We start from the raw sequence: 17019 nt of genomic DNA, 5'->3' as shown, positions 1-17019 counted from the left end.
TGAAATGTTAAAACCAAGACATCAATATGCGGTATATATTCTAACCAATAAAAAGAATGGGACATTATATATAGGTATGACAAATAATCTGGAAAGAAGGGTTTTTGAGCATAGAAGCAAATATGTTGATGGATTTACTAAAAAATATGATTTGGATAAGTTAATATATTTTGGGATATATCAGTATGTTAATGATGCAATAGAAAGAGAGAAAAGATTAAAGGCATGGAAGCAACAATGGAAAATAAACCTAATTGAAGAAGATAACAAAGATTGGAATGACCTGGCTTCTGATTGGTATGATTAAGATCATTTTTGGATTCCTGCCTACGCAGGAATGACAAAGCAGTAAAAACACAAAACAAGGGGGATACTACATGAGTACAAAAAGAACATATATACTGGGGGATGAGTGGCTATATTATAAAATATATTGTGGTGCCCGTACGTCTGATGTCATCCTTACCGAAACTATAAAACCACTCACAGCGCAATTATTAGAACAAGGACTAATCGATTCCTGGTTTTTTATACGGTACGGAGACCCCGATTTTCATATCAGGATACGATTTCGTTTACCCGATATACGCGCAATAGGAACCGTGATCCTACAGATTAATGCTGCGATGCAACATTATGTAGAACAGCGGGTAGTATATAAACTACAAACCGATACCTATATACGAGAATTAGAACGTTATGGTACAAATACTATAGATGCCTCTGAAACCTTATTTTTTTATGATAGTGCCATGCTGCTAGATGCCATAGCGTTGATCGAAGATGAAGAATTGTACTTTTTATTTGTAGTAAAAGCGATCGATAGGTTATTAAACAGTTTTGGTTATGAGCAACAACAAAAATTAGAGTTGGTAACCCGAAACAGCCTGGGATTTAAACGAGAATTTCATGCAGATAAAGGACTAAATAAACAATTAGATAAAAAATATAGGGGACTAAAAAGCAAGCTTTCTTCTTTTTTAGAGACAACTTCTATGCAGGAAGACTATAACATCCTGGATGATTTACTGGATCACAAAGCAAAACAATCGTTAGGAGTTGTACAAAAGATTATGGAAGCACAGCAAGATAAGCAGTTAGAAATGCCATTAGACGATTTGCTAAGCAGTTATATACATATGCTGGTAAACCGTGCCTTTAGATCCAAACAACGATTTTATGAGTTGGTGTGTTATGATTTTTTAGTGCGATATCAAAAAACAAAAGTAAGCTATACTGTATCATGAAAAAACTAGCACTCATCGTTAGTATCTTTTTTTTATATATGATCCCGGGGATTGCCCAGGATACAAGTGCGTTTACCATCCCGGATTCGTTAAAGAATAAAACGTTTGATGAGGTTGAAGAATTAAGTTATCAATACTATCGCGATACTCTCAAATATGAAATTTATGCAAATACACTACTTGCCAAAGCAAAACAAAAAAATGATCCCCTTTCTCTAGCTAAGGCATATAAATCTACAATGTTTATTTATAAAAATAAATTCCCTGAAAAAATTGCGTATCTAGATAGTTCTATTGCTGTAAGCGAAAACTTAAATGATATGCTATATCCTGCAGTACCGTATTCTATTAGAGGAGGAGAGTACAGAGGAATAGGGGATTATAGTAAAGCTCTGGATAATTATCTGGCAGCTTTAAGGCATGCTAGCACATCAAATAATATTGATTTTTATTATTTAACCAAACATAACATTGCTAGCTTAAAAGAGGATATAGGAGAATTTGAAGAAGCAGCTATAATATATAAAGAAGTCATAGATTATGAAGATAAAAATAATATAAGTGGTGCAGAACATTTGGTAACTATGCTACATTTAGCAGATACGTATAGAAAACTGGAATATAAAGATTCGACTACTTTTTATAATACGAAAGGAATACAAGAATCCCTTAAAGATAGTTTAGATATTTATCATTTTTTTGTGTTACATGAAGGGATCAATTTATACTATAAACAACAGTATCAAAGTTCGTTAGATAGTATTAACAAAGCATTACCATTTATTGAAGAATTTAGGCCAAGAGAGGAGGAAGCATTGGTTGATGCGTATGTTTACCTTGCAAAACTCTATAAAGAATTTGATGAGGATGAAAAGTATCTGGAGTATTTATTAAAAATTAATGAATCCTATGATCGTTCAGGTTTTGTTTCTATGGAAATGAGAGAGGGATATGAACTATTGATTGATTATTATAAATCGATAGACGATAAAAATAAGCAGTTATATTATATTGATAAGCTATTTGCAGTAGATAGTATCCTGGATACCAATTATAAAAGCCTGAGTAAAAAGATCGTATTAGAATATGATACCCCTAAATTATTAAAAGAAAAGCAAAATCTAATTGATGCTCTAGAACAAAAGGAGAAAAAGACCAGTATAAAGTTTATCATTGTCGTCTTTTTCGCTGTGGTGTTGATCATTGTTGTTGTTCTGATCTATATTAAAAATGTACGCTATAGAAAACGTTTTAAAGAATTGATGCAGGCTTCGATCCCTGACGCAGCTATCCAGAAAGAAGTATTGGATAAGCACGCTGCCACACCCGAAGCGATAGGAATTTCTGAAGATATTGTAAACTCGGTCATAGAGGGTTTGCAAAAGTTTGAAGATAAACAAGGGTATTTATCGACGAATATTACTACCGGGGAGTTGGCTAAAAAACTACAGACTAATTCTAAATATTTATCTAAAATCATTAATACCTATAAGAAAAAAAGCTTTAGTGTGTATATAAATGAATTGCGTATTGAGTATGTGATCGAAAAACTAAAGCGCGAATCCAAATTTAGATTGTACACCATCAAAGCGATTTCTCGCGAAATCGGATTTAATACTACCGAAGCTTTTTCTAAATCCTTCTACAAAAAGACGGGAATTTACCCTTCTTACTTTATCAAACAGCTTGAAAAGGAAAAATAATTAAGTATCTGTTTTTGAGCTTGTTAAAAGTCTGATTTCTTGGAATACAGACTGGTACTTCCTTTTTTTGCCTTATTTTTTTAAGGTTATCCCCTACATTTGTTTTGAACTCATAACATAAAAACTCATGAAAAATCAACATCAAACAAAGAAGCTGGAATTAAAAAAGCTAAACATTACCTTATTAACATCTCATAAATTATCACAGGTTAAAGCAGGAGAAGTACCAAGTGCTGCAGTTAATTTATGTGAAGGTTCTATATTTCGAAATTGCCGAAGCAAGGATTACAACTGTGGAAATAAAACGAAAGATATTGCTTTTGAATAAAAGTACATTATAATCTGTAATATATTTCTTGTGTACTCAAAAAGAAGTAGTAAAAAATAATCGTCCTGGCGTATCTAAGCCAAGACGATTATTTTTTTAGAGATTATACCATTTATTGTTTGAATTTGCTAGAAAAGAAAATTAGTATTTTTTTGCTTCAGTGAAGAAGAAAAATCAAGCATAGCAGGGCTACGGTTTATTTTTATTCTGAAACTGAGGTGAAAAAAGACCATTTTATTACGGTAAATCCAAATAATAAATGGTATTATCTATTATTTCAATACTTTTGGTAAGCGAACCAATATCGATTATGCGAGCCACCTATCTTACCCTGTTTGTCTTCTTGTTCTCATTTTTTGGGTATGGTCAAAAATTTCAAATCCCGGATTCGTTGCAGGATAAAACTATTGATGAACTAGAAAATTTAAGTTATAAGTATTATCCCGATACGCTCAAATACAAAATGTATTCAAATACATTACTTGCTAAAGCAAAAGAATTAAAGGATTCTTTAGGATTGGCAAAAGGATATCAATTGGTATCTTATTATCGTGGTGAGGATTTCCCCACAACATTAGCATATTTGGATAGCTCTATTGCTGTAAGTAAATACTTAAATCATAAAAGATTTCCTGCAATTTCTTATTCTGTTAAAGGAGGAAAGTATAGAGAAATGGGAGATTTCGATAAATCTCTTGATTGTTATATTGCAGCTCTAAAATATTCTAAAAAAGCAAATAATATGAATTTTTATTATTTGACTAAACATAATATTGCTAGTTTAAAAAAGAGAGCTGGAGAACTTGAAGAGGCTGCAGTAATGTTTAAAGAGGTCATAGATTATGAAGATAAAAATAATATAAGCGGTATAGGGCATTTGGCAACTATATTATATTTAGCCGATTCGTATAGAAAATTAGAGTATAAAGATTCTGCCACTTTTTATAATAAAATAGGTATAAAAGAATCCCTTAAAGATAGCATAGACATTTATGACTATTTTGTTTTGAATGAAGGGGTCAACTTATTCTATAAACAACAGTATCAGGCTTCATTAGATAGTATCAATAAAGCATTGGTTTTTTTTGAAGAGCTTAAACCAAGAGATGAAGAAATATTAGTCATTGCGTATTTACATTTGGCTAAACTGTATAAAGAATTTGATAATAAAGAAAAATATTTGGATTTTTTACTCAAAATCAATCAATCATACAAACGTTCAAATTTTGCTTGTAAAGAAATGAGAGAGAGCTATACTATGTTGATTGATTATTATAAATCAATAAATAATAAAAATGAGCAATTATATTATATCAATCAACTAATTAAAGTAGATAGTCTTTTAGATAAAAGATATAAAAGCTTAAATAAAAAAATCACCAAAGATTATGATATCCCGAATCTGCTTCGGGATAAAGAAGAAATTATTGCCTCCTTAGAAGCAGAAAAGAGTAGCAGTGCTACTCAAATTCTGGTTGTATCTTCTTTGTTGATACTAAGCCTTGGAGGAGTGGGGTATTATTACTATAACCAACGCCGTTATAAAAAACGATTTTTGCAACTACTCAACACCAATACACCACAAGAAACTATACCAGTACCCTCACCTAAAGATAAAACCGGGATCACTACCATAAGCCCCGATACCTTAGAGCAACTGCTGGCGCATTTAGAAGAGTTTGAGAAAAACCAGAAATACCTTGCTTCTAATATTAATTCTAAAGACTTGGCCAAAAGCTTTGGGTCTAACTCCAGCTATTTGTCATTGGTGGTTAATACCTATAAGCAAAAGACATTAAGCCAATACATCAATGACCTGCGTATCGATTTTGTAGTAGAGAAACTACAGTCGAATTCAAAATTCAGGAAATATACGATTAAAGCTATTGCGCAAGAGGTCGGTTTTAATACCGCAGAAGCGTTTTCTAAAACGTTCTACAAAAAAACGGGGATATATCCCTCGTATTTCATAAAAAAGCTGGAGGAGTGAGATTTTGGAGTGATCTTGTCATTCCGGACTTGATCCGGAATCTATATTGTGTAGTACGTGATTATGGATTCCAGCCTACGCTGGAATGACACGATAACTTTAATTAAAATGTAATGTCCCTTCGAGTGCCACGCTTTTGGGCGTAGTGTATCGAGAAGTTATTGTGAGTTAGGATGTATTAAATACTTGCTTATTGTTTTAATCTATGCTAGCAGGAAAATATTTCTTTTAACAGATTATACATTTTTCTTTATTCTGGGTTTGATAAAATATTTTAATATATAAAAAATATCAAATAGGAGTAAAGCAATGAGGAATATTCCTTGCTCTTTACCCATGCATATAGAACATGGTTCTCCAGGTCTACAGGGGTAACAATGCGGCATCAACACATAGAGTTGAAAAAAAAATCCTATTATATTTATTACTAAAAAAATAATTATTCTTTTCATAATCTAAATTTTATCAATTTCCTCTAATTCTATTAAAAGATGTATTTTTTATGTACTTGTATGGTTTTTCCGAACTCTTTTGATCACTATATTGTTCTTTATACCTGTTATAACTTTTTATTGCACCTTTTACAATTCCGTCAATATTACGTTGTTGGACATTCATAGTAGCCCCATCTGCCATAAAATTGTCTTCCCAATTTTTGTCAGGTTTATTTATTCCAACTAAGGAGTATAAAATTGAATATCTATCTTTTAATCCGACTAAATGTCCAAATTCATGCGGATATATCCCATAATTTTCTCCGGCTGTTTTTTCTTTAGAATACCAAGTACCTGTATCTCCTGTTAATTCACTTACTTCTGATCTTCCTTCTTCATTTTTAACTTCAATAAGGTTGTCACCTTCTGCTAATTCTGTGTTTTCTTCATCATATACATCTACTGATGTTTCAAAGTTTACGTCAAACTCGTTACCATCTTCATCTGTGTATTTAAACTCATTATGTTTTCCAAAAAGTGATTGAATGCTCTTTTGAATTTTATTAGCTTCTTCTTGAGTAGCTCCGCTACCATGAATATAAATTTGTGTAGATACAGTTATGGTATTACCTTCTATTGAAATCACAGTGTCTTTCCCATCAGGATCGATTAACAAAACAGGATTATTAAGAGTATAGTTATAAGGATTAATTCCATAATAACTGTCTGCATGAGGATCAATATTCATCATTCTTCCAATTGATGGTTCATACATTCGAGCATGATAATCATATAAATTTAAACCAAGCTCATTCTGTTCTTCTTTCCCTCCAAAACCATAATTATGTTTGCTTCCATTTACAGCAAAATTGTATCCTTCATGTTGCAGTCCAAAAGGATAATAATTCTTCTCCTCTATAATCTCAGAAGCAGTGATTGTACCATCTTTATTAGCATCTTTATAAGATAATCGTATGTTATCTAAATGATCTTTGTATTGATATACATACTTATATCCATCGGCTTCATGTTTAACATAACCTTCTGCATGATTAAAGAACTCTAGCGTACCATTTTTATACACATAATTACCGGCATATTCTGTTGTTAATGAACTTCCCTCTGTTGCAATCTTTTTTAGTTTCACTCCAGTAGCATCATAAATATAGGTAATATTTCCTATATAATCTGCATTATGAATCGTAACTGTTTTGGGTAAGTTTAAATGATTGTAAGTGATCCCTGTAACCCCTTTATTTTGATCCTGGGTCATATTACCATTGGCATCATACGCAAAATCATCATTGGTATTGCTACCATCTTTAAAACCAAAAGTTGTATTCCCGGTATCAGTTACTCTTAAGAGTTTGTTACCGTTATCATAGGTATATGCCAGGATATCCATATCTCCAAAAGAAGTAGCAGCTGAATTAAGATTTCCTTTTCGGTTTAAGGACATGATATTACCTGTTTTGTCATAGGTGATATTGCTTATCGAATAATGACCCGTATTATCTGTTGCACTTACAACCCTATTAAGTGCATCATAACTATACACATAGAAACTACTTACCGGATTGTTCGGAGGATTAGGGTTTACACTTTGAGTTTTCCATGCTGTTTCAGAGATATTACCATTAAATAATGCAGTAGCTCCATGTTGTGGTGTATTGTAATTGATCGTAAAATCAAACAGATCATTATCATCATAACTATCCTGGTTGATGTTTTTTAACCATCCCCTTACATTGTAGGTATAATGTACATCTTGTAATCCTCCTCCAACTTCTTTAGAAATTAATTGCCCTAACTTATCATAGGTATTAGATACAATCAATTCTCCTGGGAATTCCTCGTTCTGGATCTTAGCAAAGAAAGAAGTACTAGTCGTAGCTGCAAAATGAAATCCATTAGATAAGGTAATGGTATTACCTGCTACAGTAGTTGTGGTTTGGGTAATCGGTTGTGATAAGGTTACTGCTGGTGTAACCCCAGTATTACCTGTACAATTTACCCCAGAAGCATCTTCTATACATTGCCGTTGGGTGAGCATTCTCCCCATATGATCATAGGTAAAGGTGTCTATGGTTATAATCGGTGTATTGTTGTCTTTGGTATGGGTACTTTTGGTTTGTTCTACCTTACCTACAAAATCTAATTGGGTTGCTACGATATCGGTAGTGTTAAGATATTCGTTTTTATTAGCTACATAGATGGGTCTTGATTTTTTATCATAATAGGTAACCGTAGTGATCCAATCATAGGTATCTAGTACTCGTACCTTACTTCCTGTAGGTAGTGTCTTGGTTTGATCTGATATAGTCTCACCATATACCGTACCAGGATTGGTTAATCCTGCAATGTCAAACCCATAATCATCATAATAGTTGATGGTATGTAACTCCAGGTTTGTTTTTGGGAATGCTGTATTGCTATAATAGATAGTAGTACCATCGATCTGGGCTGCAACATTCCGTGTTTCCCATAGTGTAGACTCTGTATTCACAGCTTGTTGTATGACTTTTCTTTCTCGGTTATCGGTGAATTTACCAGTATAGGTAACCCGACCAAAGGCATCATATTTGGTAAAGAGCCAGGCATTGCTTGCTTTTAGATTCGCATCCTGAGTTAAGATCGGCTGATCTAGCTTGTTATAGACAATATACTCTTTGTCTTTACCAGGGATTTTCTTTTCAATAAGGCGATTTCTGTAATCGTACTTGTATTGATAACAGAGTTCTGCAAGCTCAGTAGCAGAGATACTTGTAGCACCAGTATTCACCTTTGGTGGGATTACGTATGTTAAATTCCCAAATCGGTCATATACATAATGCGTATCATGCGCTTCTGGGGTTGCTGAGCTTGTCGAAGCATAGGTTCTTTTTAACACCACTCTACCTTGTTTGTCTTTATATTCTCTAGTAGTATGATTGTTACCATCTGCCGGGATCCAATTCTCATCTTTGGTAATGGTGATGTATAACTGATTCGCAGCATAAAAACCATCTTTTGTTAAGGTAGGAGCTTCGGTATCGTCTGGATTGGCAAAGGTTACTTTAAAATAGACTACTTCATTCGCTATATTGGTATCCCAATCAAATTTAATAGTATGATTTGTATCACTACCTCGATCTGCTTTCCAGGCCGTACCCGGGGCTCCCTGTTCTAGTACCCGATTAAGAGGAGAAGCTTCAAACACACTTTCTGAATAGGCATTCACCTCTCCCAGGTTAGCATTTGTAATCCCTGGGAAATCATTAGCATAGGTAGCTGCGTAATATTGATTGATATCGGTATTGATATTGATCTCTTTATAACTTCCTATGGTATTAGTTGCCTCAAAAGGCAGGTATTGCTTGTTTTGTCTTCCATAGGTATCATAAGTGATATGAGTTACAATATCGTTACCACCTGGAGAGGCTTTAATTGCTCTTTCTTGGATAGGCCTACCTAATCCATCAAAATAAGTAACACTCTCTATAGCCCTATCGATATCATTGATATTAGAGCAGTTTACATTCTCTATTTCTGCAATCGTCAAGGCTGTTTGCGGAACTGTAGCATGTACATAGTTCTTGTCTGATAGTACTACCTGGGCACTAAGATGATGCCACCCTGTGAGGGTTAATAAGACGAAGAGTATAGTGTTTTTCATGATACAGATGGTATATGAGATTGATTTCATAGGTCAAGAATACGATATCCCAGTTTCATTTTTCGGGACTGGGAATTTTTTTATGAAAAATGTTTTTGTTACATATAATTTTATGGATGAAAAATATAGTAGAAGGGTAGGAATGAGCAATTGCAGCTTGCTATGATAACTACATAACCATCAAAAACAAAAAAACCCGGCACTGTTATCAGGCCGGGTTTAATTTTATTTTATCAATTCACCATTTTTATCGTGAAAATGATATTCTAAATACGTGTAAGCGTCTCTAGGTACAATCTTTACCCATCGTTTATGGTTAAAATACCATTTTGATCGGGTGGATGGAAATCCTTTGGTTAAAAAAGCTGCAATAAAAGGATGCGCACTTAGCGTTATCTTTTTATGTTCTTTTTTAATTAATTTTTCTAATTCGACTTTTATTTTTTCTACCAATACTATAGGCGCCTCAACTTCGCCATTTATTCCGTTGGGATCATCCTCACGGGTTTTGATATTCATTTCTGGTCGAACACGCTGTCGCGTGATTTGAATCAGGCCAAATTTACTTGGCGGTAAAATTTTATGCTTCGCCCTATCGTCTTTCATCTCTTCTCGTAATTGATTGAAGAGGGTTCTACGGTTATCTGCATTATTCATATCGATAAAATCGACTACAATAATACCTCCCATATCTCTAAGACGCAATTGGCGGGCTACTTCAGCTGCACTAATCAGGTTTACCTCTAGTGCAGTATCTTCTTGGTTTTTGGCTTTATTAGATCGGTTACCGCTATTTACATCGATTACATGCATCGCTTCTGTATGCTCTATAACCAAATAAGCACCCTTACTCATAGACACCGTCTTGCCAAAACTTGTTTTGATTTGCCGTTCAATACCATATTTTTCGAAAATTGGTATTTTGGGATTATGAAGTTTTACAATTGATTCTTTTTTTGGAGCAATTTCTTGCAGATACTCTTTGATTTGGTTGCAGAGATCTTCATCATCTACAACAATAGAAGTAAAAGTGTCATTAAATACATCTCTTAATATAGAAGATGCTCTATTCATTTCACCTAGTACTTTTGAAGGGTGATGAGCTTTGTGCAATTTTTTACACATGCTTTGCCATCGTCCCATTAGATTTTCTAAATCTTTGTCTAGTTCTGCTACTTTTTTGCCTTCTGCTACTGTACGTACAATAATTCCGAAACCTTTTGGCTTAATACTTTTTACAAGCCTTTTTAAACGTTCTTTTTCTTCTGAGGATTCTATTTTTTGAGAAATAGAAATTCGATTCGAAAAAGGAACTAAAACAATATATCTACCAGCAATCGAAAGCTCTGAGCTAATTCGAGGGCCTTTGGTAGATATCGGTTCCTTTACTATCTGTACTAATAGTGATTGATTTGATTTTAACACATTGGTAATAGTACCGTGTTTATCAATATCGTTCTCGAAAGGAAAATCCTTAAGAGAATAATTTTTTAATTTACCTGTGCTTACACGTTTTATGAATTTAAGTAAAGAAGATACTTGAGGGCCAAGGTCGTGGTAATGCAAAAACGCATCTTTTTCATAGCCTACATTAACAAATGCGGCATTTAGACCTGGGACAGATTTACGGATTTTGGCAATAAAAATATCACCCACCGAAAAATCACTGTCGTCTTCTTCCTTATGTAATTCAATTAGTTTTCCATCCTTTAATAAGGCAAAATCCGTAGAGGAACCTGACCTAATGATCAATTCTTTGTTCACTCTGATTAGATTTTTATCCCGATAATTATCGAGATGGATTAAACAATTTTTTCACAGGAATTTTTACAATTCCGTTGAAATAAAACAAAGATACCGGTAGTGGGGTAGTATGTCTTATTTCGATTTCAAAGAACTTAACTTTTTAAATGAAAAAAGTAGTTAGAAACTACTTTTTCTTATGGCGGTTGGCTCTTCTTCTTTTTTTACGCTTGTGCGTAGCTACCTTGTGTCTTTTACGTTTTTTACCACTTGGCATAGTGTGTACTGTTTTATATTTATAAATTATTTATTTTACTTCTACGTTAGTTTTTACACCTTCTACAAATACTTTTGCAGGTTTAAACGCAGGTATATTGTGTGCAGGAATTTTGATCGTAGTATTTTTAGAAATATTACGGCCTGTTTTCTCTGCTCTGGTTTTGATTATAAAACTACCAAATCCTCTAAGGTATACATTATCTCCACTCTCTAGTGAACTTTTTACCTCTTCCATAAAGGTTTCAACCGTTGCCTGAACATCACCTTTTTCTATTCCTAATTTTTCTGAAATTTTTGCTACAATATCTGCTTTAGTCATTATATTACCTATTTAGGGGTTTTTAAATTTTCAAGGGGGCAAATATAAGAATTTAAAATCCAAAATATCAATACTTAAGATGATATTTTCATCTTTAAACGTTTAATTTTGCAAAACTTATAATTTTACTATGATATTTTCTAAAAAACTCATTACGTGGTACTTACAAAATAAAAGGTCGATGCCATGGCGAGAAACTAAAAATCCATATCATATTTGGCTCAGTGAAATTATACTTCAGCAGACCAGAGTGGCGCAAGGATTACCTTATTATATATCGTTTATAGAAACTTTTCCAACGGTATTTGATCTTGCAAATGCAAGTGAAGAAGAAGTGTTAAAGTTATGGCAGGGATTAGGGTATTATTCCAGGGCCAGAAATCTGCATGCCACTGCAAAATATGTAGCAAACGATTTAAAAGGTGTTTTTCCCGATACATATAAAGGTCTCTTACAATTAAAAGGAGTTGGTGATTATACAGCGAGTGCTATAGCTTCTATATGTTATGCCGAAGCGGTTCCTGTAGTAGACGGAAATGTATATCGGGTATTGTCACGGTATTTTGGAATCGATACTCCTATTAATAGTACAAAAGGAGTAAAAGAATTTAAAGAGCTTGCGATAACCTTAATGGATCATGAAGAACCGGCAGAATATAATCAGGCAATTATGGAGTTTGGAGCATTACAGTGTAAGCCCAAAAGCCCGTATTGTATTGTATGTCCACTACAAGATAGTTGTGAAGCTTTGAAAAATGGAAAAGTAGATATATTGCCAGTCAAAATCAAAAAACTAAAAATCAAAAAACGCTACTTTAACTATTTGGTGTTTTTTACAGAAGATAAGAAAACGATCATCCAACAAAGAGTAGGTAGTGGTATATGGAAAGGGTTATATGAGTTTCCTTTAATAGAAAGTGATACTGTAGATGCAGATGCTATTGCATCTCATGCTGTTTTTAGAGAAATGATAAAAGATAAAGAGTATGAGATCATACCACATCAACAAGAGGCTATTGTGCATAAATTATCTCACCAGCATTTATATACCCGATTTTATATCGTTAAATCAGATATGCCTTCAAAAATAAACCAGGATCAAAAAATTGTGGATTATGAAGAAATACATACTTATCCCGTTCCTATTCTGTTGGGTAATTTTATAGATGCCTTTTTTCAGCAAAACTGATGAATTTAGAGCCCCAAAGTATAACAGGTTAAAAAGATCTAAAACCTAAGTTAAGACCATCGGGAGATCATTTATATATTAATTTTTTTATTACATTTACTATAAACAAAGTTATTTGAAGTTACTTTGAAAAATAAGAAGTATTAGGATAGCGTTATTTAATACAGTTTGTCATTTCTTTGCAATGATGAACCAAAACAACAAACCATAAACTAAAATGTCTGGAACACTAAATAAAGTAATGCTTATAGGGCATACGGGTGATGAGGTAAAGATGCATTATTTTGAAGGAGGTAGTTGCATAGGCAGATTTCCTCTTGCTACTAATGATTCGTATGTTAATAAAAGCACAGGAGAGCGTGTAAACACTACAGAGTGGCACAATATCGTGGTTAGAAATAAAGCTGCAGAAATTTGTGAGAAATACCTTAATAAGGGAGATAAAGTATATATTGAAGGCCGCCTTAAAACCAGAAAGTGGCAAGATGAGCAAGGAAAAGACAGGTATAGTACAGAAATACAATGTACAGATTTTACTTTTCTTACACCTAAGAATGAGAACCAACCTTCTGAGCATAAACCTCAGAATACGCCTCAAACGAATACACCTGCTACAAGCAATTCGCAGGAAGTTTCATCTAATTCACCAGCAACAGAAGATGATGATCTTCCGTTCTGATATGTCTAACTAAACAAAGATAATTTGGACCCTGATCCTGAACCGTTATTTATTTCACTATTTGTTTTTGATTTTATGCAAACTATTAATGTGGTTGTACTGGTAGTGCTGCTCATTTTTTCTGCATTAATATCGGGTAGCGAAGTAGCTCTGTTTTCTTTAACCCCCACAGATCTTAAGGATGAAGAGAATGCGTCTAAGAATCTTAGGATTGTGTCCAAACTACTAGATAATCCTAAGAAGTTATTGGCTACCATATTAGTGGCAAATAATTTTATCAATATAGCGATAGTGTTGCTCTTTGATACTTTGGGTAAGATATATTTTAGTAATCTTGATTATGTTTGGTTAGGTTGGATTAATGTGAGATTTGTAGTAGAGGTGGGAGTCGCAGCATTCTTGATTTTATTGTTTGGTGAAATTTTACCCAAACTATATGCCAGTAGAAATAAGGTGAAGTTCGCCAAATTTATGGCAAGACCTTTGGCAATTATGGATTGGGCCATTTCGCCGGTTAGCATGCCAATGCGTAGCATCACTGTTGGGATTCATAACCGACTAGGAAAACAGAAATCTAATTTAAGTGTAGATCAATTGTCACAGGCATTAGAATTAACCTCAGACAAGGATACTACAGACGAAGAGAAGAAAATATTAGAGGGTATTGTGTCTTTTGGAAACACAGATGCTAAGCAGGTAATGCACCCTCGGATGGATATTTTTGCATTAAATAGTGAAGCTGAATATCAGGAAATTCTTCCTGAGATTATCGAAAAAGAATACTCCAGGATTCCGGTATATGAAGATAGTATCGATAATGTAATTGGGATTCTGTATGTCAAAGACTTATTGCCATATATTAATACATCATCTTTTGATTGGATATCTCTGTTAAGAGCTCCTTATTTTGTGCCAGAGAATAAGAAACTAGATGATTTACTTAATGATTTTAAGAATAAAAAAAATCACCTGGCTATAGTTGTAGATGAGTATGGAGGAACCAGTGGTTTGATTTCTCTCGAGGATATTATAGAAGAAATTGTAGGAGATATTAGTGATGAGTTTGACGATGAAGATTTGATATTTTCAAAATTAGATGATCAAAACTATGTTTTTGAAGGAAGAACAGCTTTAAAAGATTTTTATAAAGTACTGAAACTGGAAGATAATGAGGTTTTTGAAGAAAAGAAAGGGGATGCAGAAACTATCGCAGGATTGTTACTGGAGATCTCTGGAAGTTTCCCAAAACGTGGAGAAATTATTGTAGTAGATCAGTATGCTTTTAAAATAGAATCGTTGGATAACAAGCGAATAAAACAAGTGAAATTAACCATTAATGAAAACGAAAATAGTTAGATTTTTTATAGTGACCAGCGTGTGTATGCTATTTTCTTGCGGGGGCGAAGTACTGCCTAAGCCAGAAGGGATGCTGCGTTTAAGTTACCCTGCTCCCAAGTATAAAGAGCTGGTATTACCTTGTCCTTATTCTTTTGAAAAAAACGAATTTTCGGAACTTCGTAGAGCGAGAAGAAATAAAAATTGCTGGTACAATCTGGAGTATAAAAAACTAAGAGCCACGATGTATATTTCTTATTATGAAATTAACAATAATCTGGATTCGTTACTTAGAGATGCTCAAAACCTTACCCAGGAACATGTAATCAAAGCAGATGGGATCGTACAAACACCATATGCAAATGAAGAAAATAAAGTATATGGTATGTTTTATGAGGTTTCTGGTGATGCAGCTTCTCCATCTCAGTTTTATGTCACAGATAGTATTCGGCATTTTATAGTAGGTTCTATGTATTTTAAAGTGAAACCTAATTATGATTCGATACTTCCTGCTGCGAATTATTTGCGTAATGATATGAGGTATTTTATGGAAACGCTTCGTTGGAAAGAGTAAAAAACTTCAAATACACTTTTTAATAGTTAATTTTCTTCCAAAAGGTATTCTGTGTACTTATAATTTTATCACTTTTGCAACTTACTTCGCAAAAATGCAAAACATAAAACTAAAATGGATATATCTGGCAGTGCTTTCTCTGGTATGGGGTAGTTCATTTATTCTTATCAAAAAATCATTGATCGGACTTACACCACTGCAATTAGGTGCTTTAAGAACATTGTTTGCAGCAACATTTTTGTTCTTGATCGGATTTAGGAGCATGAGAAAAATAGCAGCATCAGACTGGAAATGGGTGATCATATCTGCCTTTGCAGGAACATTTATCCCTGCTTTTTTATTTGCCTTTGCCGAGACAGAAATTGATAGTGGTATAGCATCAATCCTTAATTCTACTACACCGCTAGTTACTTTGATTCTGGGGATGTTGATTTTCTCTATTCGATTTAGTAAAAATCAATTCTTTGGTGTGATTGTGGGGCTAATAGGTTGTGTTGCTCTGATATTAGAAGGAGCTTCGGTAAACCCCAATCAAAACTATTGGTATGCATTATTAGTGCTTTGTGCTTCTGTGTGTTATGCAATAAATGTAAATATCATAAAAAGGTATATGCAGCATATACCGCCTATGGCAATTGCTAACGGAAATTTTGTTGTATTAGTGATCCCTGCTTTGGTCGTGTTATGTTTTTCGGGTTTTTTTAAAGCCGAAGTAGTTACTAGTCCAAAAGTGCATATGAGCTTGATATATATATCTATACTTGCGATAGTGGGTACAGGTATTGCTAAAGTATTGTTTAATAAACTGGTGCAGATCAGTACACCTGTATTTGCGACTTCGGTAACCTATACTATTCCTATTGTAGCTATGCTATGGGGGATATTAGATAATGAGAAATTTACATTGTATCAAGTGCTTGCTTCTGGAGTTATTATTCTTGGAGTATATTTGGCTAATAGGAATAGATAGCTTTATATCTTGTTGCTAAACAATAAATTAACAAGCTTTTAAGGTTAAAAAACTCTTAAATTTCTTACTTTTAAGAGACAATCCTAAAGAGCGAAACCATGAAGAAATCAACTATTCCTGTTACATATGGACTCCTTATTGCTGTTGGACTTATTGCATATTTTTTACTCCTTTCTCTGGTTGGTGTGCAAACAAAACCTGTTTTTAGTTTAGGTAATGGTATTATAGTTGCTCTTGGTTTGTACAAAGCCATGAAAAACTACAAGCTGGAAAAGGGAAGTGATTTTGAATATCAGAAAGGATTTATGGCAGGACTTTTTACAGGGTTTAATGCTACAGTCGTTTTTATTATCTTCTTTGCAATATATGTAACTAATATCAATACTAATTTCTTACCAGAAATGCTGGCGAATTGGAGTTCGCATTATCATGTGGGAGTAGGGATAGTTGTGTTTGTTGCAGCAATTATGGGGTTTGCCACTACTTTTGTGCTTACGTTATCTTTTATGCAATTATTTAAAGAAAGCTGGAATCCTAAAAAAAATCACAATTCAAAGCCTGTAGAGGCATAAAA

At 33.6% G+C, this 17019-nt stretch carries 14 protein-coding genes; 11 read left to right on the top strand and 3 right to left on the bottom strand.

Annotated elements, in window-relative coordinates:
- Positions 1–4 precede the first annotated feature (4 nt).
- The 5 genes from Z053_RS0107815 (at position 5) to Z053_RS0107790 (ending at position 5268) form a co-directional block, all read left to right on the top strand.
- Positions 5–307, top strand: a complete 303-nt coding sequence (locus tag Z053_RS0107815; RefSeq protein WP_025664484.1) for a GIY-YIG nuclease family protein — start codon at positions 5–7, stop codon at positions 305–307.
- A gap of 70 nt (positions 308–377) precedes the next feature.
- Positions 378–1247, top strand: a complete 870-nt coding sequence (locus Z053_RS0107810) for a thiopeptide-type bacteriocin biosynthesis protein (protein ID WP_025664483.1) — start codon at positions 378–380, stop codon at positions 1245–1247.
- Complete coding sequence (locus Z053_RS0107805; RefSeq protein ID WP_035095445.1) at positions 1244–2950, top strand: helix-turn-helix domain-containing protein; 1707 nt, start codon at positions 1244–1246, stop codon at positions 2948–2950. Before Z053_RS0107810 ends, Z053_RS0107805 begins: the two co-directional genes overlap by 4 nt.
- A gap of 127 nt (positions 2951–3077) precedes the next feature.
- On the top strand, positions 3078–3278 hold the full coding sequence (locus Z053_RS0107795; RefSeq protein WP_025664481.1) for a hypothetical protein: 201 nt from the start codon (positions 3078–3080) through the stop codon (positions 3276–3278).
- Positions 3279–3537: 259 nt separating this feature from the next.
- On the top strand, positions 3538–5268 hold the full coding sequence (locus tag Z053_RS0107790) for an AraC family transcriptional regulator (RefSeq protein ID WP_025664480.1): 1731 nt from the start codon (positions 3538–3540) through the stop codon (positions 5266–5268).
- Between the two features lie 465 nt (positions 5269–5733).
- On the opposite strand, the gene Z053_RS0107785 is transcribed toward Z053_RS0107790, so the two are convergent.
- From Z053_RS0107785 to Z053_RS0107770, 3 genes are all read right to left on the bottom strand, one after another.
- Positions 5734–9357, bottom strand: coding sequence for a DUF6443 domain-containing protein (locus tag Z053_RS0107785; protein ID WP_025664479.1), 3624 nt, complete (start codon positions 9355–9357; stop codon positions 5734–5736).
- A 225-nt stretch (positions 9358–9582) separates the two neighbouring features.
- Complete coding sequence (locus Z053_RS0107775; protein WP_025664478.1) at positions 9583–11121, bottom strand: Rne/Rng family ribonuclease; 1539 nt, start codon at positions 11119–11121, stop codon at positions 9583–9585.
- Between the two features lie 286 nt (positions 11122–11407).
- Entirely contained in the window at positions 11408–11698 is a 291-nt protein-coding gene (locus Z053_RS0107770; protein ID WP_024768281.1) for an HU family DNA-binding protein, read from the bottom strand.
- A gap of 130 nt (positions 11699–11828) precedes the next feature.
- Here Z053_RS0107770 and mutY point away from each other — a divergent pair, with 130 nt between their 5' ends.
- The 6 genes from mutY (at position 11829) to Z053_RS0107740 (ending at position 17017) form a co-directional block, all read left to right on the top strand.
- Entirely contained in the window at positions 11829–12887 is a 1059-nt protein-coding gene (gene mutY, locus Z053_RS0107765) for an A/G-specific adenine glycosylase (protein WP_025664477.1), read from the top strand.
- Positions 12888–13104: 217 nt separating this feature from the next.
- Positions 13105–13566 carry a single-stranded DNA-binding protein gene (locus Z053_RS0107760; protein ID WP_025664476.1) on the top strand — a complete coding sequence of 154 codons (462 nt, stop codon included), beginning with the start codon at positions 13105–13107 and terminating at the stop codon, positions 13564–13566.
- A 24-nt stretch (positions 13567–13590) separates the two neighbouring features.
- Entirely contained in the window at positions 13591–14922 is a 1332-nt protein-coding gene (locus Z053_RS0107755) for a gliding motility-associated protein GldE (protein ID WP_025664475.1), read from the top strand.
- Positions 14903–15475 (top strand): gliding motility lipoprotein GldD, encoded by a 573-nt coding sequence (gene gldD / locus Z053_RS0107750; RefSeq protein ID WP_025664474.1) that lies wholly within the window; start codon positions 14903–14905, stop codon positions 15473–15475. Before Z053_RS0107755 ends, gldD begins: the two co-directional genes overlap by 20 nt.
- A 94-nt stretch (positions 15476–15569) precedes the next feature.
- Positions 15570–16445 carry a DMT family transporter gene (locus Z053_RS28085; protein ID WP_035095442.1) on the top strand — a complete coding sequence of 292 codons (876 nt, stop codon included), beginning with the start codon at positions 15570–15572 and terminating at the stop codon, positions 16443–16445.
- A gap of 98 nt (positions 16446–16543) precedes the next feature.
- Complete coding sequence (locus Z053_RS0107740; protein ID WP_025664473.1) at positions 16544–17017, top strand: DUF4199 domain-containing protein; 474 nt, start codon at positions 16544–16546, stop codon at positions 17015–17017.
- Positions 17018–17019 lie beyond the last annotated feature (2 nt).

Source organism: Aquimarina megaterium XH134 (assembly GCF_000520975.1).
Lineage (GTDB): Bacteria > Bacteroidota > Bacteroidia > Flavobacteriales > Flavobacteriaceae > Aquimarina > Aquimarina megaterium.
Note: the sequence above shows the minus strand (reverse complement) of the source record. Positions and strands in the feature narration are given on the sequence as shown.